3 protein-coding genes are annotated in these 1,955 nt (G+C 50.4%); all 3 read right to left on the bottom strand.

Annotated elements, in window-relative coordinates:
• A partial coding sequence (locus KDK16_RS09345; protein ID WP_306670782.1) for a ParB/RepB/Spo0J family partition protein occupies positions 1 to 737 on the bottom strand: 737 nt, incomplete at its 3' end.
• Entirely contained in the window at positions 734 to 1,540 is an 807-nt protein-coding gene (locus KDK16_RS09350; protein WP_257275763.1) for a ParA family protein, read from the bottom strand. The genes KDK16_RS09350 and KDK16_RS09345, both read right to left, overlap by 4 nt.
• Positions 1,541 to 1,592: 52 nt before the next feature.
• Positions 1,593 to 1,955, bottom strand: a 363-nt coding sequence (locus KDK16_RS09355; RefSeq protein ID WP_257275762.1) for a 16S rRNA (guanine(527)-N(7))-methyltransferase RsmG, incomplete at its 5' end; no start/stop codon positions are given.

Raw genomic sequence — 1,955 nt, forward strand, 5'->3', positions numbered from 1 at the left:
TTCTTACCCTGCTCTTTTTCCTGCACCATGCGACGCACCAGAGCTTCTGTCTGGCGAACAGAGAGCCCCTTAGCCACGACGGTTCTTGCGGCTTCCAGCTGTTCCATATCAGACAGTGGCAGTAGAGCGCGGGCGTGCCCCATTTCCAGGTCACCGTATTCCAGCATTTTTTTTACGTCAGAACTCAACGACATAAGACGTAAGATATTGGCTACTGCTGCTCTGGATTTACCCACGGCCTCAGCCACTTCCTGCTGAGTCAGTTCAAACTCTTTCTGCAGGCGTGAAAGCGCAATGGCTTCTTCAATAGGGTTAAGATCTTCCCGCTGAATGTTCTCGATCAGTGCCATCGCTATAGCCGCTTCGTCAGGAACATCCCGGACCAGGGCAGGCACTTCAGCCAGGCCGGCAAGCTGTGCAGCTCTCCAGCGACGTTCTCCGGCAATGATCTCATAACGATTATGAGACAACGGGCGAACCACAATGGGTTGCATGATGCCCTGGGCCTTGATACTTTCAGCCAGTTCTTCCAGAGCATCCGGATGCATATCCCGACGCGGCTGATATTTTCCACGCACCACAAACTCGACAGGAATCTCTTTCAGCTCCTTGTCCTGAAAGGTTTCGCCTTCAGACGTTTCTGTCAGGTTGGTTAATTCATCGGAAACGGATGAAGAGAGGTTAGCGCCTCCCATCAGCGCACTTAAATTGGTGCCAAGACGTTTTTTAGCCATCAGGTTCCTGTCTTCCTTTCAGTCTTGAGCCCCTTGTTAAGAGCCTCTTGTCTGCGAACCAGCTCACCCGCCAGTGCCAGGTAAGCAACCGCTCCTCTGGAGGTTCGGTCATAAGCCAGTACCGGCTTACCATGGCTTGGAGCCTCTGCCAGACGCACATTCCGTGGGATAACGGTACGATAAACCTGATCGCCAAAATGGCCAATCAACTGTCTGGAGACTTCGTTGGTCAAACCCATTCGGGGGTCGTACATGGTTCTGAGCAGACCCTCAATGTGCAGCTTCGGATTAACGGTCTGTCTGATACCGGTAATGGTTTCCATCAGAGCGGTTAAGCCTTCCAGAGCATAATACTCACACTGCATGGGTATTATGACGCCTTCTGCAGCAGTCAGAGCATTCAGCGTCAGCATATTAAGCGACGGAGGGCAATCAATCAGAATAAAGTCGTAGCGATCACTAACAGCAGAAAGTGCATTTCTCAGCCGCGTCTCTCTGGCCTCCATTGACATGAGTTCAACTTCAGCGGCAGTGAGGTCGGCGTTAGTGGGAACCACGTCGTAGCCGGCTTCTTCTGCGTTCTGAATAACCTGATCAATGGTGCATCGTCCGGTCAAAACATGATAGGAGGAATACTCCAGACCATGCTTATTGATACCACTTCCCGTCGTGGCATTGCCCTGAGGGTCCATATCAACCAGTAAAACCTTTCGTTTGGTCGCCACCAGAGAGGCGGACAAGTTGATGCAGGAAGTGGTCTTTCCTACCCCACCTTTTTGGTTCGTTACCGCAAGAATTTTTCCCACTGCCAATTGCTACCGTATCGTCTTTGTGTTTTTAAAAAGCTGTTTGTTTAAACTACACGTCTGCCTTCAGGATAACCAGATGCCTCTGTGCTTCACAACCCGGAACGTACAGAGCATGACTTTCCAGAAGGGAAATTTCCGGTCTTGACTGCTTCAGATCAACCAGTTCCTGTTCCGGAAACAGGCCTTTCATTGCCAGAAACTTTCCACCCGCCCTGATCAGATGGTGTGTGCCATTGACCATATCAGCCAGAGAACTGAATGCTCTGGACATAATAACGTCAAACGGCTGGTGTGCCTCAAAGGATTCTACCCGGCAATTTGCCACTGTGACATTTTCAAGACCCAGTTCTGTTTTAGCCTGAGTCATAAAACGGGTTTTCTTACCGTTACTGTCCAGCAACGTGTATTGCTT

Source organism: Endozoicomonas sp. SESOKO4 (assembly GCF_024606275.1).